The organism is Njordella calcicola (assembly GCF_056494125.1).
Genome location: NZ_CM151396.1, coordinates 3,423,681 through 3,446,117, shown reverse-complemented (window position 1 = coordinate 3,446,117; position 22,437 = coordinate 3,423,681). Strand labels below are relative to the sequence as shown.

The 22,437-nt window shown below is 53.8% G+C and carries 15 protein-coding genes; 4 read left to right on the top strand and 11 right to left on the bottom strand.

What is annotated here, in order from left to right; all coding sequences use genetic code 11:
* Position 1: 1 nt before the first annotated feature.
* Positions 2 to 364: a hypothetical protein gene (locus SH302x_RS13085; protein WP_479369129.1), complete on the top strand. Its 363-nt coding sequence runs from the start codon at positions 2 to 4 to the stop codon at positions 362 to 364.
* 14 nt (positions 365 to 378) lie between these two features.
* Here the strand turns inward: SH302x_RS13085 and SH302x_RS13080 are convergent, their stop codons facing one another.
* Together SH302x_RS13080 and SH302x_RS13075 are read right to left on the bottom strand one after the other, a co-directional pair.
* On the bottom strand, positions 379 to 2,088 hold the full coding sequence (locus tag SH302x_RS13080; protein ID WP_479369128.1) for a Y-family DNA polymerase: 1,710 nt from the start codon (positions 2,086 to 2,088) through the stop codon (positions 379 to 381).
* Positions 1,988 to 3,049, bottom strand: coding sequence for an ImuA family protein (locus tag SH302x_RS13075; RefSeq protein ID WP_479369127.1), 1,062 nt, complete (start codon positions 3,047 to 3,049; stop codon positions 1,988 to 1,990). The genes SH302x_RS13080 and SH302x_RS13075 overlap by 101 nt, the downstream gene beginning before the upstream one ends.
* Positions 3,050 to 3,248: 199 nt before the next feature.
* On the opposite strand from SH302x_RS13075, the gene SH302x_RS13070 reads away from it, so the two are divergent.
* Positions 3,249 to 4,409 (top strand): transposase, encoded by a 1,161-nt coding sequence (locus SH302x_RS13070; RefSeq protein ID WP_479369126.1) that lies wholly within the window; start codon positions 3,249 to 3,251, stop codon positions 4,407 to 4,409.
* A 600-nt stretch (positions 4,410 to 5,009) separates the two neighbouring features.
* Here SH302x_RS13070 and SH302x_RS13065 read toward each other — a convergent pair.
* The 4 genes from SH302x_RS13065 to SH302x_RS13050 all read right to left on the bottom strand — a co-directional run bounded on the left by SH302x_RS13065 (position 5,010) and on the right by SH302x_RS13050 (position 12,037).
* Positions 5,010 to 5,984: an SMP-30/gluconolactonase/LRE family protein gene (locus tag SH302x_RS13065; RefSeq protein WP_479369125.1), complete on the bottom strand. Its 975-nt coding sequence runs from the start codon at positions 5,982 to 5,984 to the stop codon at positions 5,010 to 5,012.
* A 166-nt stretch (positions 5,985 to 6,150) separates the two neighbouring features.
* Positions 6,151 to 7,086 carry a DNA integrity scanning protein DisA nucleotide-binding domain protein gene (locus tag SH302x_RS13060; RefSeq protein ID WP_479369124.1) on the bottom strand — a complete coding sequence of 312 codons (936 nt, stop codon included), beginning with the start codon at positions 7,084 to 7,086 and terminating at the stop codon, positions 6,151 to 6,153.
* A gap of 309 nt (positions 7,087 to 7,395) precedes the next feature.
* The gene (locus SH302x_RS13055; protein ID WP_479369123.1) at positions 7,396 to 8,721 is read right to left on the bottom strand and encodes an efflux RND transporter periplasmic adaptor subunit; all 1,326 of its coding nucleotides are present in this window, start codon (positions 8,719 to 8,721) and stop codon (positions 7,396 to 7,398) included.
* A gap of 85 nt (positions 8,722 to 8,806) precedes the next feature.
* On the bottom strand, positions 8,807 to 12,037 hold the full coding sequence (locus SH302x_RS13050) for an efflux RND transporter permease subunit (RefSeq protein ID WP_479369122.1): 3,231 nt from the start codon (positions 12,035 to 12,037) through the stop codon (positions 8,807 to 8,809).
* Positions 12,038 to 12,524: 487 nt separating this feature from the next.
* Between SH302x_RS13050 and SH302x_RS13045 the strand changes: the two genes are divergently transcribed.
* Positions 12,525 to 14,168 (top strand): TolC family protein, encoded by a 1,644-nt coding sequence (locus SH302x_RS13045; RefSeq protein ID WP_479369121.1) that lies wholly within the window; start codon positions 12,525 to 12,527, stop codon positions 14,166 to 14,168.
* A 9-nt stretch (positions 14,169 to 14,177) separates the two neighbouring features.
* Here SH302x_RS13045 and SH302x_RS13040 read toward each other — a convergent pair whose 3' ends face one another.
* From SH302x_RS13040 to SH302x_RS13030, 3 genes are read right to left on the bottom strand one after another with little or no spacing between them, the layout of a single operon-like run.
* A complete protein-coding gene (locus SH302x_RS13040) occupies positions 14,178 to 17,588 on the bottom strand; it encodes an efflux RND transporter permease subunit (protein ID WP_479369120.1) in 3,411 nt (1,136 codons plus the stop codon).
* Between the two features lie 5 nt (positions 17,589 to 17,593).
* Entirely contained in the window at positions 17,594 to 19,873 is a 2,280-nt protein-coding gene (locus SH302x_RS13035; RefSeq protein WP_479369119.1) for an efflux RND transporter periplasmic adaptor subunit, read from the bottom strand.
* A 51-nt stretch (positions 19,874 to 19,924) separates the two neighbouring features.
* Positions 19,925 to 20,815, bottom strand: coding sequence for a hypothetical protein (locus SH302x_RS13030; protein WP_479369118.1), 891 nt, complete (start codon positions 20,813 to 20,815; stop codon positions 19,925 to 19,927).
* A 261-nt stretch (positions 20,816 to 21,076) separates the two neighbouring features.
* Between SH302x_RS13030 and SH302x_RS13025 the strand changes: the two genes are divergently transcribed.
* Complete coding sequence (locus SH302x_RS13025) at positions 21,077 to 21,415, top strand: hypothetical protein (RefSeq protein WP_479369117.1); 339 nt, start codon at positions 21,077 to 21,079, stop codon at positions 21,413 to 21,415.
* 231 nt (positions 21,416 to 21,646) lie between these two features.
* On the opposite strand, the gene SH302x_RS13020 is transcribed toward SH302x_RS13025, so the two are convergent.
* Together SH302x_RS13020 and SH302x_RS13015 are read right to left on the bottom strand one after the other, a co-directional pair.
* Complete coding sequence (locus tag SH302x_RS13020; RefSeq protein ID WP_479369116.1) at positions 21,647 to 21,859, bottom strand: hypothetical protein; 213 nt, start codon at positions 21,857 to 21,859, stop codon at positions 21,647 to 21,649.
* 355 nt (positions 21,860 to 22,214) lie between these two features.
* Positions 22,215 to 22,418, bottom strand: a complete 204-nt coding sequence (locus SH302x_RS13015; protein WP_479369115.1) for a CsbD family protein — start codon at positions 22,416 to 22,418, stop codon at positions 22,215 to 22,217.
* Between the last annotated feature and the right edge of the window lie 19 nt (positions 22,419 to 22,437).

Below are 22,437 nucleotides of genomic sequence, written 5' to 3'. Positions count from 1 at the left end.
TATGGAATCTCGACAACCGATATCGCCGTTCGCAAAACCAGTGCGTAAAGTACCGACGTTCTCGGTGCGCACAATATTCTTAATCACGGCAGTATTTGCGATTGGGTCGAGCATTTTAGTGGCCGCGATTCGTACGCCGGACATCGCGGCTGAAATTGCGTTATGGAGCGGCCAACCGGTCCAGACCACCTCAGGCGGACATTATTCGCAACTGATTTTCTTGCTGCTATGTTACTGTTCGACGATGCTTTTGGCGTTGGTGGTACAAATCGTCACGCGAGTCAATCGCTGGTATGCTTCCAAGCAACACGATGCGCGAGCAAGTGCCGATTCGTCGGACGATCCATTTGCGGCGGACAGCTAGCAAGGGCCGGCAATTCAGCAGAACTCGCCATGCAAAAACCAATTCTGCTCGCGCAGGTCTCGAAACAACCACAGCCAAGCCCCCGACTGCGTCTCGACTCGATAGTAATCGCGGCGTTGTGTTAGACCAGACCACCAACCGGTTTCGATTCGCTCGGGGCCCCAGTGCCGAATCACTTGCTCTAGTCGGCCTGACCAACGAAAACGGATCGGCGGGCCATTGGGATAAATCGCTAGAACATCCAGTTGCACCGGAATTTCCAGTAAGCTCAGCGGACGTCGCAGCGGTTCATCTTTCGTTGGCAAAATACTGCCAGTTGGGAGCGAGTTGTCGATTGGCTGAGCTTTCTTTGCGGAAGCAGGTGGGGGCGGGGCCTGAATCTGTTGACCGGTTAGCACTTGGTATTGTCGAGCGGTTTCCGGCAACGGATCGACAATCACTTGCGGAGCCAGCACGGCGTCGCTTCCCAAACGACTTGCGAGAACATCGATCAGTTCCGCCGTCTTGCTTTGAATGTCCACTTTCGCTTGCCCGAAGAGATCCGTTTGTTGCCATCGCAGCGCACCGACTACGGTGGCTTGCAAAGACATCGCCGTTAACGTCGAGGTTTTTCGGACCTGTTGTTCAAATTGGCCCTGGAGCAGACGTTGTAAGTGGGCAGCTTCCGAGGTGGGACGATAAGTGCCCAGTTTAAGCGTCAACACTCCATGCTCCATGGTGCTCAAGCGGCAAAGGACTCGCAACGCGCCTTGCCCGTGCTGGAGCAGTTGCTGGCATAATTGGCTGGCTAGCCGCCGGATGAGCTCCTCCATGGTATCGCGTCGATTGGTAGGATTTTCCAATGTGGTATCGACGTAGAATTCAGGGCCTGCATGATAGCACGCAATGGACTCTTGATAGTCACCGCATAGACTGTCCAGGCGTTCGAGCAGCAAGTTGCCCAAACGCGGTGCTAGGCCAGCGCGAGGTAACTTGCGCAGAGCACCGATGTTGCGAATGCCCAGCCGTTGCAGCGTTTTGTAAGTTCCCAAGGGCAAGCGCATCGCGGCGGGGTCAAGCGGATTGAGATGTTCATCAAGGCTTTCTGGCTGCCACACCAAACCACTGGCCCGTTGCGAGGAAGGCAAAGGGGGGGGCTCACAGCGTGCTTGATAAAGCAGATTGGCCACCGTTTCGCGATGGCAACCATAGTTCGCGGCGGCCCAAGCGGCCCCGAGGCTAGGCGCGATGGCGGCGATTGCAACGTAGCCTTTTTGCAGCAACCAATCTTCGACGGAGTGAACCATCTGCTGGGGGCCACCAAAGAAATGCGTCAAGCTGGTGACGTCTGCCAAGATGCATTGTGGTTCGGCAAGGTGGCGTCCTACCCAAGGATGTTTGTCCGTCCATTCCAATCCAACCAGTGGACTAAATTCGCTGGCCGCATCGGTCAGTTCCTTCAACGCTTGCAAGTCCGTTTGTGGGTCATATGGCAAGATGACCAATTCTGGCAGTAGCGCGGTAGCTTCGCTCAACGAGATTCCTGGCATAACGCGTCTATGACGAGCCAGCGGATCGGAGGCGGCGATGCGCAAACCACGCTTGGGATCATGCACTTGCAAAGCGAACGCTCGTCCGCGCAGCTCAACTGGCTTGGGCAGCGCGGCGTGGTCCGCTTGCATTGCGACTGCGACTCGCTGGCACGGCCAGTTCGGCAGCCAAATGCAGAGCACTTGACGACTCATGCTGAACCTCTCGGAAGCTATGTTGCATCGAACGCTGAGCGTATATCTTGCCATCATGACCGTTGATTGCGACCAGATAACTGGTTTCGCCTGCGGCAATCTGCGATGCCAAGCTCGATTTCCCGCGGCCGGCCCGCATCCGTTTCAGTTGCAGATGCAACCAGCGATAATTGTCGCTGTAAGGCGGAACGCCAGCGGGTCGATCGGGGACAACAAGTTGGTCGGAAAGCTGATTGGGGACACAGCTCATTTGGTTTTGGCTAGCCGGACTTTGGCTTGACTTCAGCTTGACTGATTTTGCTTGAACAGCACTCATCGCTGCTGGTACGGGTGTTACTTGCCAGCTCATATCCGCCCAATGGGTTTGCAAGCCGTGACGCGTTGTCTTGCGCAAAAGCAAGCCCAGCGTGTTGCCTTGTTCGGCGGCCAATTGCAAGCGGCGGGCATTGGTGTCGTCGATGTGGTCTTGCCAAGCGATGACGGCGGCAATGGCTGGGCACCGCAGCGCTTGGTCAAAGCTCCATATCGCATCCGCTTTGTTGCTAGGGTGCAAGACGATCAAACGTTGCACGTCGATGCCCAGCGCTTGAGCTGCTGGCGGGTAGAAGCGTCGCTGCTGGTCGATAATTACCGCATGCTTGGCTTCCCCCATCGCCGCCTTGGCAGTTTGAAGAGCCAGCGTCAACGAACCATCGCCGTTGCTGCAACTGAGCCATTCAATGATACTGCCGGGGTGGAAACCGCCGCCGGGGAGTTCGGTGTCCAGGAAGCGGCAACCGGTGGAAATCACCTGGGAAGCTTGTACCGCCGTGGTCTCGATTGCTTGGATCGATTTGGCAAGCTGTCGCAGGACCTGAGCGTTCTGGGGACTGGGCGGCCTGCTATTACCCACGACCGGAGCGTGGCCGATTTCGCCAGTCTGTGCAAACGTTGTTCTCGACTTGGTAAGTAAGTTGGCCATCTGCTGCTCCCTGCCCAGAATGCTAGCTAACTGGCGTTCGATTGTCCACTGCTTTGTGGCGAACCCTATGCTTGCAGGGTAAGCGAGCTTTCGGACACGTTTGGTCAAAGCCCCCAAACAAATCCCTCCCAATAGGTGCCAGGCACCTATTGTACTGCTTGAGCGGGTTGGTATACTTCTGATCAAAAGGAGACTTGCTATGCCCAGAACGCCAAGAGCTGAAACCTTCGAACCTAACGAAATCGCTATCGTCCACTGCATACAACGCTGCGTCAGACGAGCTTTCCTCGCCGGATTGGATGCCGCTAGCGGAGTGAACTACGACTTCCGACGTGAATGGATTCGAAGAAGACTCGAACTGCTCGCCAGTGTCTTTGGCGTCGATGTCCTGACCTATGCCATACTATCGAACCACCTGCACGTGGTTACCAGAACTCGTCCTGACGTGGTCGCCGCTTGGTCTGATCGCGAAGTCGCCATCCGGTGGCTGCGTGTCTTCCCTGGCAGAAGGCTTGATGAACAACTGGCCGAACCCACTTCCAAGGATGTCGATACTCTAGTCAATGACAAGAATCGCTTGGCGGTCATTCGCTCACGCCTGTCGGATCTGTCGTGGTTCATGAAGGCCTTGTGCGAACCGATTGCCAGGATGGCTAATAAGTTCGATCAGTGCACAGGGCATTTCTGGGAAGGTCGCTTTAAGGCTCAGCGAATAGCCGACGAAGCGGGCTTGTTGGCTTGCAGCATGTATGTCGATCTCAATCCGGTGCGTGCAGCGTTGGCGCAAGGGCCCGAAGAGTCCTTGCATACTTCAGCTTATGATAGGCTCAAGGCGTTGCAGGGCGAGCAGATTGAGTCTGCTGCAGCGGACTTGGTGGTGATTGATCACGAGGAAGCGGGCCGTCAGATTCGCCAAACACCGGTAGCGGACCTGAAAGCCCAGCGGGCTAAGCAGCGCAAGGGGCTCAGCGGTCGCAGGATTCTGCGTGATGGTTGGCTCTCCCCGCTGACGATCGATGGTCGCCAGGAGGAGTTGGGTGCCCAGGTCAGCAAGACCGGAGTTCGAGCCAGCGATAAAGGTTTTTTGTCGTTGAAGCTAGCGGACTATATGTCGCTGCTGAAGTGGACCGCTCGGCAGGGAGTCTGGGAGCGTCGGGAGTCGTTGCCCCAGGATCTACAGTTGGTGATGCAGGGCTTAGGGATTGATGCGTCGATGTGGTGTGATTTGGTATGGAATTTCAAGCGATACTTTGGCAAGAGCGCTGGCCGTCCGCAGAGCATGCAGCAGGAGGCACAGCGTAGCGGTCGAGCTTGGCGTCGTGGCCAGCGCTTGGCGGCGAACTGTTTCGTTAGCAGTTGACGCCTCAGCCTAACATTGCATGCTTGGGTGGATTTCTCTAGCTAGGGTGAGCTTAGCCCACATCCGCAGCTTACAAGCTAGCAAAAGATCTCTTCAAGGGTTGCTTGGCAAGCGATTGTCGTTCCTGTACGTGTCGTGTGCCGTGCAGTACCCGTCTCGTGCTAGTAGCTTTTTGAGTAACCTGGGCATTGCTGAGAGATTTTTCTGCGATGGCAGCGCAGCTAGGTATTGCTCTACTAGGTTCCAGTTGGCGCGGGCGTCCAGCAGCCTCCAAACCCGCTGGGCAAAGCCATCTTACAGCTCGCAATCTCCATCGCCTCAATAGCCAGCTATGCAATTAGCGGGTCCCATACATACATTTGGCGTACATTTGGTGCCTGGGGCGTACATTTGGTGCCTGGCACCGATCGGGTCGGCACCGATAGGGAGTACATTTGGTGCCTGGCACCGATTGGGAGAGCCTGGCACCGATTGGGAGAGCCGAATCGGTGGCTAACCTGCCCTTTAGCCAGAAACGGAAGCAGCTCCCGAGCAGGCCGGGAGCACTAGAAATTACACCGGATAGCCCGGTGCGGGCGGAACGCTCAAGAAATGTTCCAGTTACCGGACACCTGTGGTCTTGGTACGCACGCGGACCAAATACGAATCGACGGTCATGAACAACGTTCCGCCATCCTCACCAAATGTACAATTCGATGTCCGCTCGCCGGTCAATAATCGCCCCAACAACTTGCCGTTAGGATCGAAAACATAGACGCCGCCAGGGCCTGTCGCCCACAAATTCCCCTTTGCATCGACTGTCATTCCATCGGGCAAACCAGGCAGCTTGCCAACTTCACTGGTCGCATCATAAAACACTTTACCATTGGACGTATTAAAGTCCTTATCAACATCGAATTGCATCCAGATCGCTCGCTTCGGGTCGCTTTGAGCGACATACAGCTTGCTTTCATCAGGCGAAAGCACGATCCCGTTGGGCCGCTGCAGTTCCTTGGTCAGCAATTGCAGTTGACCGGTCGCTGCCACAATCCGATAAACGCCAAAATGATCCAGCTCTCGCATTGGATCGTTCTCGCGTTTTGGCAATCCGTATGGCGGATCGGTAAACAAGATATCGCCATTCTTGGCCACAACCGCATCGTTGGGACTATTCAAACGCTTGCCTTCGTACCGATCGGCCAACGTAATCTTACCGCCCCCCTTGGTCAATTTGGCAATCCGCCGATCCCCATGCTCACACAGAATCAATTCCCCTTGGGCAGTCATCGTCAATCCATTGCTACCAGGTTCCAAACCGTAATAGCTGACTCCCGTATAGCCCGACGGATTCATGAACAATGTGATACCGGTCTTGGGCGACCACTTAAAAATACTATTCCGCGGAATATCAGAAAACAACAAATGATCGTCGCCTTCACTGCGTACCCACAGCGGGCCTTCCGTCCAAGTGAAACCGTCGGCCAAGATTTCCAGTGGAGCGTCTTGGTCAATCAGCTCCAGTAGCTTGGAATCGATAACCTCAATCTTGCCCAACGATCGAACGGGCGACTGAGCATTTGCTGTGGTGATATTCATGTTGTAAATCGCTGTCGTAGCAAAGCATAAAACGCAGCTCAAGTTGAACAATCTGCGAAGCATAGGGATCTCGCGAAGTGAGAGGAAGAAAGCGGTACCGGAAGGAGTTGTCTAGCGTACTATAAGACGCACTGGATGCAACCGGACGCCCGGCAGGAACCGCTGGCTATTCTTCTTCTGAGCGATCGACGTCAAAATCTCGCCATTTGACCGCTCGCTCCATCGGTTCAATTCGCAAAACGAGCTTGCCATTTTGGAACAATCGCACGCTGCCAGTACTCTGGCTAACCACCACCGCGATGGCTTTCGATTTCTGCGAAATCGCTGCCCCGGCCCAATGTCGCGACCCGAGGCCTTTGCTGAGCGTGATGTTTTCGTGATGAACTTCGATAATCTGTCGCGATCGCTCGAAAATCCCGTCGGCCGAAACGACGAAGGCACCGTCCATCTGAGCGATTTCTTTGATGTCTTCTCGAACGCGTGCATCATGGACGCTGCGGTTGCGTCGCGAATATCCTCTCAGCGGATCAAAACCACTGTCTTTGCAGACCTGCAGCACTTTCCGCATGTCCCCAACGACGAACATCGTACCGACTTTCTTGCCCTCGCGGCCTTCGCGGCCAATCTGAACAGCTAAATCGATGACGGTTTTCAGGGTGTTCAGCGGAACCGACGACTCTAATTTCTGTAAATCACGGCTGGTCAAGCGGCTAAGCCGTTCATCCAGCCGAATGACAGACACGGAATCCAATTTCTCGTCGTCAAAGGCACTGTAGACCGCAATCACGTCGTCTTGGTTTTTCATCAAGTCATCGGCGACCGCTTCCAGCAACGCATGTTGCAACCGCTCCATCGCCGGAGCGTCCTCCTTTTGCAATACCAGCGGAATCAAGCCCGCTTCCCGCGCTCCCACCAACTCTTGCTCATGATCTGCCGCTACGATCACTTGCTTGATCGTCTTGGGAACAATCTCACGCAGCTTGGCCCAATCCGTTTCGCCTTCCAACAGCAACAAAAGAGCCTGCGTATGAGATTGCTCAGCCAAGTTACACGCGGTCGTGATTATGTCCGTATTCTTCTTGGTGAGCTTCAGGGTCGGCATTTACAGCAAGTCACGATCCATGATTGAGGTTTCGAAAGAGAAAGTGAAAATGTATCGGCTCGCAAACGTGATTGCAATCGCCAACTGGCAAAGTGGGCTAGGAAATGCCCAAAGTATGGGTGGCGCTGAAGCAGATGCTAGCTTGTTTTGCTACGTGAAACTGCAGGGTTTCGTTTAACCGCGTGAGCATCGCCCCGCGTTTGTTGTGCCAGTAAACAGTATCGCGGCCCGTCGGGCACGCGGTTATACGACGTTTACCTCGTTTCGCCTGCGAACCAAACGTAAAGATGCGTAGATACCAATCTGCTTTCACTTAGCGATCAGTTCTACGGATTGCCCGTCCTGCAATGAAGCGGCTCGCAAAAGAACGACCACTTCGTTCCCTTCCAAGCCCGATTTGACTTCAACCTCGTCGGCCACGCGTAGGCCGAGTTCGATCGGACGGAACTGAATCTTGCCGTCAACGACCACGCAGCAACGCGTCTCCTCGGCGGCTTTCACGACAGCACCAATGGGCAAGGTCAACACGTTGTCGCGCTGTTCAAGCAGAATCTTCACAGTGACGAACGCACCTGGCAAAACTTTCAGTTCTTGGTTCTCGAGATCGATCTCAACCGACAGCGTCCGACTTTGCGGATCAAGCTGCAGACTGGTGCGGGTCACTCGTGATTCAATCTTTCCACCTGGAAGCGAAGGAGAAAGAATAGTAACGGGATCGCCAGATTCTAAGTTCTCGAAACCAGCATCCACCCACACCGCTTCGCTTTCAGGAACATTGACAAAGATTCGAACCTTCGCGACGTTGGCAATCGTCATCAGTGGTTGGGCATTGCTGGCTCCGGCTGGCTGGACGTAGTGACCGGTGTCCACATTACGGCTGGTAACGAAGCCATCGAATGGCGCGACCAACTCGGTATAGGTCAACATGGTTTCCGCCTGAGCAATGTCCGACTGGGATACTTTCAACCTGGCTTTGGCTGCGTCGATATCAGCTCTCGCGGTCAATACATTGGCTTCTGCTTCGCGCTGGCGGGCCTTGGCCGAATCAATGTTCGCTTGAGCTTCTTTTCTCGCCGACTCAGCCGCTTGAAACTTACTGGTCGTTTCGTCCGCCAATTTAGGTGTCACCGAGCCCTTGCTGACCAACTGCTGCATCCGCTTCAGTTCCGAGTCCCACCGCGCGTATTCGGCATCGGTCCTACCAATGCCGGCTTCTGCTTGAGAAACCATCGCTTCCGCGGAGTTCACAGCCGCCTCCGCAGCAACCAGGGCCGCTTCAGCTTGTTTGATTTGTGCCTCGGCTTGACCAAGCAGTCCACGTTTTTGTTCAAGTTGATCCTTGTACTCAGGCGCGTGAATTCGGACGAGCAGTTGTCCTTTGGCAACCTTGTCACCAATGTCGAAATGAACCGACTCCACATAGCCGGGTAGCTTGGAAAGTATCGGTGCTTCCTCAAATGCGACCACACGACCTGGCTGCTCTGTGAACAACTGGAGCGTCTTTTTCACGGGTGGTCCTGCCGTGACGCGATCAAGCGCACTGGCGGCCGCCGAACCTTGATCGGCTGCGGGCGCAGCCACTTCAGCCCGAGAGCACCCTACGACCATGAGCAACAAGTAGGCCGGAACAAGCACAGCGCCGTTCCGGCATTTGTGAAAGTTGTTTACGTCCGGGTTGCCGGAACTGCGCTGCGCTTGTTCCGGCCTACAAATACGGAATCTACTTTGCATAATAAAAACTCTCGGGATCGTCTGGGTCCATCGAGGCCGATTTCAAAGTTGCCTTCGACTGCAGCATCGCAAAGAACAGGGGTAATAAAAAGAGAGTGGCTAATGTCGCAGCGATCAGTCCACCGACGACCGCGCGTCCCAGCGGTGCGTTCTGCTGGCCCGACTCTCCGAATGCCAACGCCATTGGCAACATACCTGCGATCATGGCGAGGCTGGTCATAAGAATGGCTCGTAACCGGCTCCCTGCGCCAGAGACCGCAGCATCTTTCACGTCACTGACTTCAGCTCGTCGCTTCTCTGCGAAAGTCACCAACAAGATGGCATTCGCCATCGCTACGCCCACGGCCATGATCGCGCCGATGAAAGATTGAATGTTGATTGTCGTATTCGTAAAGTAAAGCATCAACACGACTCCGGTCACGACTGCTGGTATCGTCGACACAGTAACAAGCGACAAACGAATTGACTGGAAGTTAGCGGTCAGTAATAGAAATACCACAATGATGGCCAAGAGCAGACCAATGGAAAGTCCCGATTGCATCTCTAGCATGGGAGGTATTTGACCTCGCAGTTCGACCGTGCTACCAGTTGGTGGCGGGCCCGCTTTGGCAATTGCCTTCTGCACGAGTGACGATACCAAGCCAAGATCGCTCCCGGCAATGTTGGCCGTCAGGGTGACTTGACGTTTCATGTTGTATCGATCGTACTGTCCGGGCATCGTTCCTCGTTCAAGTGACGCGACATCTCGAATGAGCACTTGCCCCTCGTCGGTCTTTCGGAGTGGGATACGCCCGAGTTGGTCCATCGAACCTATGGTTTCCACATCATAAGGTGAGCGAACGACTGGACGCGGGATCTCAACTTGCACCTGATAGGCTACGCCACTCTTGGGTTCCGCCCAATAGTTGGGCACTACGAAACGACTCGACGAGGTTGCCGTCACCAGCGCCCGAGACACATCGATCGGCGTCAATCCCGCTAAGCCAGCTTTCTCGCGATCCACGTTGACTTGCACTGTTGGATAGTCCATCGACTGGCCGAGCTGAAGATCGCGCAGTGCTGGCACTTGCGCGAGTTCTCTGCGTAACACTTCCGCAAACTCGCGATTCTTGACGAACTCAGAACCGCTCACCACTACCTCAATCGGCGTGGGCGAACCGAAGCTCATCACTTCATTGACTATATCCGATGGTTCGAACGAGAAGCGGACCTCTGGCATCTCCTTGGCAAGTCGATTGCGTACGCGCTCCTTCATGACCTCATCCGAGAGATGAAAATCGTCCTTTAAATCCACATATAGAATCGCTTCCTCAGGACCACGCGACCATTGATAAACGGCGTTCACTGGAAAGTTGGAATGGATCATGCCGACATATCCGAGCGTCAGCGCGATGTTATCTTGTCCCAACTCTTCACCAATCAATCGCAGTGCTTGTTTGGCCAAAGCCTCGGACTTCTCAATGTGTGTTCCATCGGGTCCACGCATTCGCAAGCGGAATTGGCCTGCGTCGACCACCGGAAATACACCACGACCCAACTGGGGAGCGACCCAGGTAATCAGCCCCAAGCAGATCGCAAGATAGGCAGGCACAACTAACCACCGCATCCTAACCAACCCAGATAAAGCTTTTTCGTAAACTCCTCGGAACCGATCAAATGCCGAAAGATGGTTCGCGTCATGGCCGGATTCGCTTTTCAGCAACCACACGGACATGACTGGCACAAACGTGCTCGATAGGAAATAAGAAGCGATCATCGAGAATCCCACTGCCAATGAAAGCGGGACGAACAAAGCTCGAGCTGCCCCTTGCATGAAGAACGATGAAACGAACACAGCTAATATACAGAGCATCGCCAGCAACCGCGGAACGATCGTTTCCATAGAGCCATCGCGGACGGCTCGCGCCAATGGAACGCCACGTTGAAGATGCGAATGGATGTTCTCGATCGACACTGTGGCTTCGTCAACCAGAATGCCAATAGCCAATGCCAGTCCACCGAGCGTCATGAGGTTGATCGTCTGACCCGTTATCCAGAGTGCCAGTATCGAGCAAAACAAGGCTAGTGGAATGTTGAGCACGACGATTAACGAACTTCGCCAATCACGTAGAAACAACAAAATCATCAAGCCGACAAGGACAGCTCCCAAGACACCCTCGGTAACAACACCACCCACCGCCCGCGTTACATAGGGCGACTGGTCAAACTCGAAGCGGACGTCGATTCCCTCGCCGTCCGCGCCCAAGGCGTCCTTCATCTTGGGAAGGGCTTCTTTGATATTGTTGATGACGCTGAGCGTGGAAGCCTCCGCTCGCTTGGTCGCCAAGATGTAAACGGCACGCCGACCGTTGACGAGAGCATAACCTGCCGGCGCGTCGGCGGAGTCTGCAATTGTTCCCAAGTCACGGATATAGACCGGGTTCTTGCCAGTGCGAACAGGGATTGTTCCCAACTGCTGCGGGTCTTTAACAACAGAGTTAACTGGAACGATCGGGTACGAGTCGCCAATAGGAATGTTTCCTGACGGACTGAGTGTATTCCCCTTGGTCAATGCCGTGATCACTTCGTCGGGTGACATGCTGTACGATTGCAGCTTCTTCGGGTCGACCGTGATGACGATCGACCGTGCGCTACCACCAAACGGAGGCGGAGCTGAAACACCTGGCAGACTCGAAAACATCGGACGCACACGAAACAACGCCAAGTCCTGGATCTCGGCGATGCTGCGTGTATCGCTCGATAGTACAAGGTAGCCAACGGGAACTGACCCAGTGTCGAATCGCATTACGAACGGGGACACTGTCCCAGGCGGCATGAACGCTTGCGATCGATTCACATAGTTGATCGTCTCTGCCATCGCCTGAGCCATGTTGGTCTCGGGATGGAAATACAGCTTCATCAGCGCCGTACCCTGAACGTTCCTCGACTCGACGTGATGAATGCCACTGATGTACAGAAAGTGATATTCATAATAGTTCGTCAGAAAACCTTCCATTTGCGCAGGGTCCATCCCGCCGTAGGGTTGGCACACATAAATCACTGGAAGATTCAGCTTCGGGAAGATGTCGACTTCCATCCCCTTGGGCAAACCGGCCGGATAGGGCCATTTGTAGTGCTGGAATACCGACGGGCCAACTGCCAGGAAACAGCCGAGTGTCAAACTGAGGACTAGAACCATGACGGTCGCGGGGCGACGCATGGCGGAAAGTATGAGTTGCATGCAGTGTGGAGTCCGATGTTTCTTTCGTAGGCCGGTTTCGTAGGCTGGAACAATCGCAGCGCCACTGCGGCATTTGCATCCCAAATGAGTATCAAATGCCTTGCAGGAACTGCGCAAACTTAACGTTTACTTGTTCCGGCCTACTTTGTTTGCTTGTTCCGGCACACTTGATTCAAGCGATCTCGTTTCCCTACGTGGCAAGGTTTACCGAACAGGAAGTCCCATCTTAATCCCTTCAGCGAGTCGCATCGAAGCCATAGTAAAAAATTATTGCTTATCCGTTTCAACAGACGCTATTGCTCAGCTAACCGTTTGTCGAAACAAATTCACTACAGGCCCTACAAACGGCACATGCGGCAGTCCGCAGGCAGGCCAGCGAGCTTGCAGATTCAGCTTGTACCTACTTCGGCAGAAGCCTTTCATCGAATGGTACAGACACTGAGCACCTGCGGATTTGACGCTCGCAGCGACTATAGGACAAGGCGATATGAAGCGTAATCTTCCATTATGGATAGGGACATTGGCGACTACGGTCCTCGTTGCTGGCTGCGCTTCGCGTCAACATGGCAGCTCCATTTTAACGACCGGGAGTGCCGCTCAAATCCACAAGGTCGATGAGACGCCCGAACAAGTGGATGTGAACAGGATCCAGCCAGCTTCCTACCACTTACAGAAGCCCGCTGATTCTCATGGACCTGCAGTCACAGGCGAATCCTATCATGACTCCGATGCGAGCGTACCACCTGCGATCATTGCCGTCGCCAGCGATGTTCAATTTCCAAGCGAACCTATAGACGTTGCACCTGACGCTGCACCTGACGTTGCTTCTGAGTTTGCGTCTGCATCTGCGGTCCCGATCAACCTGCCGACCGCGCTGGCGATGATTGGTGGGCAACATCCCGTGGTGGGCTTCGCTCGCTGGCGAGTTCAAGAAGCATATGCACAGCTTGACCGAGCCAAGGTCATGTGGCTGCCGAGTATACAGTCAGGCTTTAACTATCGTCGGCGCGATGGCAATTATCAGGCAGTGGGGGGCGAGATTGTCGACGTCAACCTGAACTCCATGAACTATGGTTTGGGAGCGGGTGCTGTGGCCGCCGGCTCGCCAACTCAGCCCGGTGTTGTAGCCCAGTTTCATCTCGCCGATGCGATCTTTCTACCAAAGGCCGCGGAGAAGACCGCGTGGGCTCGAGGCCATGCCGCTGCTGCCACGCTTAACGAGCAATTGTTAAACGTTGGTGTCGCCTACATCGACTTGCTAGAAGCTTATCAAGATCAAGTGATCATCAGCGAAGCAGTCAAACGCACATCGGATCTTGCCAAGCTGACAGACGATTATGCGGAAGCAGGCGAGGGGTTGCAATCGGACGCCGATCGCACCGCGACGGAGCTCGCATTGTTGCAGACTCGTCAACTGGGCATCCAAGAGCAACAATTGGTTGCGTCGACGCGTTTAGCTCGAGCACTCAGTATTCCGATGACATCAACATTATTGCCTCAGGACACTGTAGCCGTTCCACTGGATATGCTTCCGCAAGCGTTGGATGAATCAACGCTGATCGCAACGGGACTTGCAACGCGGCCAGAGTTGCGAGAATCACAAGCGCTTGTAGCTGCAGCATGTGAAGCTTTTAAACGCGAGAAGTATGCTCCATTTGTTCCAAGTGTTCTACTGGGCTTCAGCACCACCAGCTTTGGCGGGGGGGTTGGTAGCCAAGCAGATAATTTTGGCGGACGATATGACGTCGATGCTATGATGGTGTGGGAGATGCGAAATCTCGGTTTTGGAGAAGGTGCAGCGCGACGTGAACGGAGCTCGCAAGTCCAACAAGCGAACTTCGTTAAACTGCGGATGATGGATCAAGTCGCTCAAGAAGTGGCCGAGGCTAACGCTCAAGTCATCGTTCGCAAACAGCAAGTGGAAATGGCGCAACGGGCGATTGGGCGTGCGCAAGATTCTTACCAGCGGAACATCGATCGCATTCGGGATAGCCAAGGGTTGCCGATTGAAGCGCTGCAAGCGATCCAGGCCCTAGAGACCGCACAAAGAACTTATCTGAAGGCCGTCGTTGATTACAATCGCGCCCAACTGACGCTTCAATGGGCCCTCGGATGGCCGATCAGTACATAGGCCTACGGGTTACGGTCTACGGTTCCTGCCTACTAAAAAAAACAAACACGGTGTGACTAACTGATCAAGCAACGTTGACGCTAATATCCCGCCAAACAAAACGACGGCCAACGGATGCAAGATCTCTTTGCCCGCTTCGCCAAACCCCAACAACAATGGCACTGTACCAACGAAACTGGTCATCGCCGTCATCATCACTGGTGCCAATCGTTCAAGGCTGCCGCGAATGATCATTTCTTTTCCAAACGGCATCCCTTCAACGTTCATCAAATGCTGGTAATGCGAAATCATCATGATCCCATTACGACTTACAATCCCGATCAACGTGATAAAGCCGACCCAGTGCGCAAGCGATAAATGTGTCGCTTGAATCCAAATCATTGGCCAGTGATACCAGGCCGCGTCAGCAAGTTCGTTCATCGCCGGCCGGTTAATGATCAGTAGCGTGACGATTGAACCAAAGGCCGCTAGCGGCACATTTGCCATGACTTGCAGCGCAGCGCGCTGAGTCCCCAATGCTTTAATCAACAGCAAGTACACGCCTATCAGACTTAAGCATGCCGTTCCCCAAAGCCGTAGCGTTGCTTGTTGCTGCGCTTCAAACTGACCGCTATAGTCAAGATAGTACTCGCCTGGAAGTTTACGCAGTGCGTCATCAATCGGAGCGAGTTGAGTTTTGATATCCGCGACAACGCTGGCTAGGTCTCGGCCCTGAACATTACACGACACCGCAACGCGGCGTTGGACGTTCTCGCGGTTCAGCACGTTGGGCCCCGTCGTATCAAGCACTTCGACCACTTGCGATAAAGCAACCTTGGTACCCGAGGGCGTCTCAAGGATCGTCTCTTGAATTACATTCGGATCGCTTCGCGATTGTTCGTCGTACCAAACAACCAGATCAAAATACTTGTCGCCTTCAATGATCTGCGACACGACTCGGCCTTTGAAAGCAGTCTCCAACAGTTCCGCGATGTCACCGGGCGCAAGTCCATAGCGCGCTGCGGCTTCTCGTCTTACCCGCATTTGAATTTGAGATATCTCAACTTGCGGCTCAATCTGCAAATCGACAACACCTGCGATACTCTGCATCCGCGATTGAACGTCATAAGCTGCAGTTCGAATTTCGCTGAGGTCAGGGCCAAAGACCTTCACTGCCACTTGAGCACGTATTCCAGAGATCATATGGTCCAATCGATGCGAGATCGGTTGCCCAATATTCACCGCGGCACCTGGAATACTCGAAATGCGATCACGAATATCTTCAAATACTTCCGATTGTGGACGTCCCTGATAGCGATAGCTCCACAGATGAGCGACTGGGATGGCACGCAGAACCGCAAAGTGCCAGCCTTGTCGAGCAATTTTGTGTTCCGCAAATCGCACTTCGAACTCCGTGTTATTCACACCTTCGGCATGTTCATCAAGCTCCGCGCGTCCTGTCCTGCGCGCAACCGAGAGCACTTCGGGAACCTGCAACAACATCGCTTCAACGCGTCGAGCCATCCGCTGGCTTTCTGACAAGGATGTGCCGGGTTCCAAACGAAAATTGATCGTGGCCGTGCCTTCATTAAAGGGCGGCAAGAACTCGCCCCCCATCCACGGCAACGTCACACAACTCGTTAGAACGAGCACACTTACCGCACCCAGCACTAAACGTGGGCGATGCAGAGTCCAGCGCAGCATGCGTTCATCGATCGATTTTAGCAAACCCATCAAGCGCGGCTCTCGTCTATCGGCCAAGAACGGAGCACGCGGTAAAAGGATGCTTGCCAGCACCGGCGTAAATGTAAGTGACACCAACAACGAACATAACAGCGCAATGATGTAGGCAACGCCCATCGGTGCAAACAGTCGTCCTTCTAAACCAGACATCATGAACAGCGGTACGACAACCAAAACGACAATCAAAGTTGCGTACACGATCGAGTTGCGAATCTCGCTGGACGCTGCAAAGATGACTTGCATGGGAGCTTGCTGGGATTCAAGCGGCAGTTGTTTGTTCTCGCGCAAACGACGATAAATGTTCTCGATGTCTACGATTGAATCATCCACCAAATCGCCAATTGCAACAGCAATACCGCCCAACGTCATCGTATTGATCGTGATCCCAAAGATGTAGAAGACGACGACTGTCAACAGAATAGATAGCGGCATTGAAGAGAGCGAGCTGATGCTCGTTCGGAAATTCCCCATCAGCAGAAACAGAATCACGACCACCCACACAGCGCCATCGCGCACCGCCTCGCTGACGTTGGATATCGCGCCATCAATAAAGTGACTTTGACGAAAAATTTCCGCTTCTAGTTTTACGTCCGATGGCAACTCGCTGCGGATGGATGCCAGAAGGTCCATAATGCGTCGATCAAGTTGGATTGTATCTGCTTCTGGTTGCTTCTGTACTGTCAGCATAACCGCCGCACCCCCTCGCAACTCTCGGTAGGGCAGTCGCTGCGTGGAGCTTGTTTCCGTCGCAAACTCACCCTGCTCCAAAGGGATTGATTGACGGATTGCCATGTATTCGGCGTCGTGATCGACAGCGAATTGTACATCGGGTTCAACTTTGACAATCGCTGAAGCATCCCCGCGTGCGATTGGACCGCCATAGCGCACGTCCGCTACATCGCGAATACGGATGGGGACCAATTCGCGCCAAACGATTGGTGTGGCGGCTACTTCATCCAAGGTTAACGACTGACCTTCGATTCGCAACAAAGATTCGCGATGTCCGCGGTTCATGATGCCGCCACCGGCGAGCACGTTGGCCTTCGCCGCCGCATCGGTCAATTGGCTAAGCGTCACGTCTTTAGCCGCCAAACGCGCTGGCGAGCTGACCACTTGATACTGTCGCAATATCCCGCCCATGACAGAAACCTGAGAAACGCCTTCCACGGCTAACAGTCGGTTGCGCACCGCGAACTCGCCCAGCGTTCGCAATTCCATCGCCTTCAGATCCGCTTCATTTTGCGTCGTTGGAACCGCTTCACTTCGCAGCGCCAGCAGCATGATCTCGCCCATGATGGACGAAATCGGAGCGAGCGTTGGATTGACACTAGGGGGCAACCTGCCACGAGCTAGTTGCAGTTTCTCGGCCACGATCTGACGATCAACAAAGATATCAGTTCCCCAATCAAATTCGACCCAAACGATCGACAAACCAATGGCCGATGACGAACGAACGCGTTTGACTCCTGTCGCACCATTAAGTAACAGTTCGATCGGACGCGTTACCAAGACTTCTACTTCTTCGGGGGCCAGACCAGCAGCCTCGGTCATAATGGTAACCGTCGGACGATTCAGATCGGGAAAGACATCGACCGGCATCTGGCCTAGCAAGATGACGCCGACGACCATCGTCAGCAACGAAGCGACCACGACCAGCGCGCGGCTTTGTAAGGAAAAGCGAATGATCGAATCAAGCAAGTTGTTTACCTCAAAGATCTAATAGCGGTCTGCAATTGGCGACTGCCCGATTCAATAACTTCTTCTCCGGCAGTGATCCCGCTGACAACTTCCACGTACTCTCCATCACTGCGACCAACGTTGACGCGTCGACGCTCGATCGAACCATCAGCGTTCAGTACAAAAGCGAACTTATCTAGGCCATCTTGAACGATTGCGGAGGTGGGTATAGCCAACGCTGACTGAACGGACTCGGCTTTAAGCTCTGCGGTCATTTGCATTCCGTGAACGACCCGATGCGTACCCAAGTTCTGTAACTGTTCGACTGGTTGCGTGTTAGTCGCTGGTGAAAAATCTGCATCTGCAGGCAAAGCCACCTCCAGCCAAATAGCTCTCGTTCGCGTCGACTGATCGACGATAGGCCCAATACGCGAGACTCGAACGGGAAGCTGAACGTCTTCATTGGCCAGCAAGGTTGCGCGGCCCAAGCCCAGCAGCGATACATCTTGCATGTGCTGCATAGGAACGCGAGCTTCAATCACGATCGTCGCAAGATTATGCAGCTCAACAAGACCGTCATTTGCGTCGACCACCTTGCCTAACTCCCCGGTCCATTGCACCAGACAACCATCTAATCCAGCACGAATCGGCAGATATCGCAACGGCTTTCTATCGGATACGATCGCCTCCAATTCACTGGCGGTTAGCCCCAAGGCTAACAGTTGCCGTTGGAGGCTTTGCACCCGCTGCTCAAGTTGTGCAGCTTCCGCCAAAATCTCTACCAGGATTCTTTTTGAATAGGCGTCGTCGCGTAGGCTGGCCAAGCGATCGGCGCGTTGTCGAGCCAACTGACCGTCCAAAATTGCCTTCAATAAGTCCAACTGCAGGTCTTGAAAATCGGGAGATGCAATTTCCATCAATAAATCGCCGCGGCGAACTTGCATACCCGGCGCTAAACTGTGCGAATATACAACGCCACGCATTTGAGTCGCAGCCACCCAACGCCCTTCCGGCGGTAATGCGACCACGCCGGGCAACTTTAAGACGGTGGAGATTGTTCGATGTGTTGCAGCAGAAGTTCGAATTCCCAATCGCTTTCGCTCCGGTTCCGTCAATTTGAGAACCTCGAGAAAAAATAGGCTCGACAATTCATGCCCCCCCTGAGTTACCACTCGATCCCCGGGATAGACATTGCCGCTGATCACTTCCACAAAGCGACGAGTCGAACTCTTCTCGATCGAGGTGCTAGCACCAAGCACGACGGGTTGCTTGCGATACTCCCCCGACTGCTTGGTCGCAGCTTCCTCTACGAATACATACGACTGCAGGCCATCGAAATGTACAGCTTCCTGCGGCACCGACAATCGACCGATGCGACGCTCGCAATGAATGGTCGCTGTGGCCACTAAGCCTGGAACAACTCTGGCATGTTGGACTGTTGCCCAAGCCCAAATGACTTTTGATTTTGGATCTTGAGCGCAGTCGAGCTTATCGATCGTCGAGCTGACTTCTAGATCGAATTCCGAGAACCGCAAATCAACCTGCTGGCCCACCTGAACTCGGCCAAGATCCTTTTCAAGCACTTGCATCTTCACCCATGCAACGCTATTGTCCACGATCTCAAACAGGTGTTCGTATGCATTGACGAAGGAGCCTGCCGCTAAATCCACGTGGACTAACCTTCCTGAGATCGGCGCACGAATGGCGTACCGCAAGTCCTCGTCCTGCATTTGCTCAAGCTGTTGGGACTCCAAGCCCACAATATTGGCTCGTGCTGCGGCGATCTCAAAGATGTTGACGTTCTGTTGATAAGCCGTCTCCAGCTCAATAAACCGCTGTTGTGGGACTGCACCAGACTTGGCCGATGGCTCCGTAAGTTCCAAGAGTTGCCGGCTGAGTTCGACGTTCCGTTTGGCCTGCAGATATTCCAGTCGCATAAGTTCCAGTTCGCGGCTACTAAGCTCAGCGACTACATCCCCTTTCGCAACAGCATCACCTGGCTGTGCGTGCAGTTTGGTAATCTTGCCTGCAAAGGGCGTTGAGCCAAACGCTTTCGCCTGCCACGGAGCTGTCGTTTCCGCGAAAGTCACGAGATCAGAGCCCAATTCCGCGTTGCCGACTTCACGAGCTTGCAGTCCAATCGCATCACGAGCTTGGCTGGTAAGTGTGACTTGCCCTTGGACTACATCGACCAAAACGCCTTTGGACGGCAAAGGCTGATGGCCTTCGTGTCCATGAGCGTATTGACAAGTCGATGCTGCTACCAAGAGGGCGATGCAGGTATAAGCTTTGCTACGTTGTTTCATAGATGTACCTCCGCGATATGAGCGACAAAGTTTCTCTCCTGGTTGGGCTCGCTATGGTTTCACGAAGGATTCTGGCGCTGGCAGCGGATCGTCTGCCGCCTTAGCCATGCGCACAAACTCATCCACACAAGGAGGGCAGCAGAATGTGTAAGTGTTTCCGTCGACTATCCACGCAAACTTTGGGTTCGCTTTGGTTTCTGTGATAGGACAGATTTGGTCACCGGCCTTGGGATGCATATCGTGAGCCGACCGCAAGCCCTTGAATTTCTGACTAGCAGTTACATTTCCATTTGCTTCGATATCCGCTGCGGTGTATCGTCCGGCTGGCGTGAGATACAAATCCCTTTCTTCACTATTGGCCAGCTTTTCTGGCATCGCGTTGGCGTGCGGACTCGCGTCTTGTTCGGAATGGAATGCGAGCCGAAAACGTTCACCTGCAATACGAATATTGGGAACAGTGATATCGACGTGCTTTCCAATTAAATCTTCCGGCAACGTACCGACGAAGAGAGATGTCATGCCTTCCGCGTCACCTTCCTGCGGTTTCGCTTCGAACGAAATCGGATGCGCTTCAACGCCGCCAGGCTCTTTCGCAAATCCCGTTAACAACTGCGATTCGACATCGATGACTCGCGTCTCGTCCTGACCGTAGGTGTAAAGCCGTATTACACCGTCAACGTCAACTAATGCTTCCACGTGGTAGCTATCGCGTCCCAGCGATATCAGCGTCCCGCCATGTTTGCCAGCACCATGGCAATGATCATTAAGCGACGATTCTCCACTGGACGAATTGCCCTCGCCGGATACCTCAGTTTTTGATTTCTCCATGCCGGCTTGGGGATCGCCTTCATTGGAATTGCTAGGCGAGCACCCTGTCCACGACACCAATGCACACGCACCGGCCAGACACAGCGAGATGGATTTCAAGTTAAAGGAGTACATAAGATCAACTTTCAAGTGTTTATAATGAGCGAACAACATTTTTTGACAGCGATACCGACTCGCTGACAATGTGAATCACCGGACGGGCCGCGCCGTTCCGCTTGAAACAAGATTGCAACGGCGACCGACAAAGATTAAACGATCGCACTGTGAGCCGCGCAGAATGCTGCTCAATGAAGCCAAACGCAGGCGAAAGATTGCCAATCACGCCCCGCAAGTCGTGGTGGCGTTGCATGTACGGACCAAGTGGCACCGCATGCAATGAAAGCGGTTGAATTCTGCCAGTGGCTCCATGAAGTATGCAAAGGAGATTCAGACGCTAGTGACAGCTCTTCAGTCACTGCAGCCGACGCAATGTGTTTTGCACATTGGCAATCATCTTGCTCACAAAACTTAAGCCCCGATTTGCCACTGGCACGCTCAGCGGTTGTCCTGGCTTCGTTTGCTGGCTGCTTGCCAGCACACTTGGAGCATCGCGGAGCTACCGCACCAACAGGATTCGTCGTGACGATCGCAGAAGCAGCTTTGAAGCTCGTCGCAATCGCAGGCAGGAACCCCGACCAGCAACAGCAAGTAACTCCACCGAAGATTTGGCTGTAGGCAATTGCCAACAGCAGAACAATTCGCGGAGCCAAGCGATAAATGGGAGAAACCCGTTCCACAGGACTGCCTTGCAGAAACAGAAACGAACAAGCGATTACCAAAGCTATGCTCGATTGTAGCAGGAACTTCGCGTGAGTTCCACTGGCACTGTTCTAATGCACGTCGACCATGCGAAAAGCGTGTTACTGCCCCCAGTTCTGCCGCCCTTCGGACTATTGCTGTGCAGCGTTATCGACCAATATTTACGTCCACATTGTCATCTTGGACGTTGACTTCCACGTCCTCCAGCACATCCCTCAAGTTTTCGCGTCGCTCAGCCCGCGTCTCTGCCCGATTACCAAGCCCGTCGCGGTCGCCGTTGATGTCGATGTTAACCGAAGTGTCATTTGGCGGCGGAACAACAACCGGAGCTGGCGCGACGTCCCGAGTATCGTTCGGCATTACCGGAGTTCCCGTTGTCGACCTCGGTGAGTTGTTGGTATCGCATCCCAGTGAACAGCTTAGAGCGATGAGCAGTGCGGACGATGCGTGAAAGAGAGTTGCTTTCATAATCTGAACTTGATGTTGCGATGGGTTTTTCGAACGTTGTTTTGAAGGCCACACAAACGGACAAATAATGCGAGCGGCAGCAATTGTTTTACCGTAGTGCGACTCGCCAGAATTCCATTGCTACATCGAGAATTCTGGCGACTCCCATTACATCGGGTACGTGATCATCTGCCGCGTGCCTAAGAGCCCATTTGCTTTCAAGGAACACTTGATGGCGTAGTCTTCGAGGTCGCGTGGTGGAAACAAGTTAGTCACGGTACCTAGTTTCGAAGTCGGCAACTTGTCGCTCCGCTTCTTCGCGAGCGATACCGTATTTCTCTTGAACGCGGCCGACGAGTTCTTCGCGTTTGCCATCGATAACGGTCAGATCGTCATCGGTCAGGTCGCCCCATTGCTGTTGCACTTTGCCCTTGACCTGCTTCCACTTACCTTTGATTTGGTCCCAATTCATGCTAATTCTCCTTGAATTC